This is a genomic window from Corallococcus sp. AB038B, from assembly GCF_003668955.1.
GTDB classification, from domain to species: domain Bacteria; phylum Myxococcota; class Myxococcia; order Myxococcales; family Myxococcaceae; genus Corallococcus; species Corallococcus exiguus.
The window spans coordinates 1-381 of the sequence record NZ_RAWO01000434.1 but is presented as its reverse complement, the minus strand read 5'-3'; the positions used below and the strand labels follow the sequence as shown (position 1 = coordinate 381).

At 74.0% G+C, this 381-nt stretch carries 1 protein-coding gene; it reads right to left on the bottom strand.

Annotation, left to right across the window (positions count from 1 at the left end):
• On the bottom strand, positions 1–381 hold a 381-nt coding region (locus D7Y04_RS43795), incomplete at both ends, for a phosphopantetheine-binding protein (protein ID WP_147477408.1).

Sequence of the window (381 nt, the reverse complement as noted above, 5' to 3'; positions counted from 1 at the left end):
GGCTGCTCCGGGCCCAACCGCCTTGCCAGCTCCGCGTACGGCAGCACGCTGCCGCCCACCGGGTGGACGCAGAAGAAGGGACGCCGGCCGTCTCCGTCCTGCAGCTCCACCAGCGGGGACCAGGGCCCCGCGTCCTCGTGCAGCAGCTTCGCCAGGTGCTCCACCGTCGGGTTCTGGAACAGCGCCGTCACCGGCAGCGGCCGCCCCAGCTTCGCCCGGATGGCGGACTGGAGGCGCAGCGTCAGCAGCGAGTGCCCGCCCAGCTCGAAGAAGTTGTCGCGCCCGCCCCCCGGCTGCACGCCGAGCACTTCCTCCCAGATGCGCACGAGCCGCAGCTCCAGCGGTGTGCGCGGGCCGATGAAGGCGCGGGACGCCTCGCGG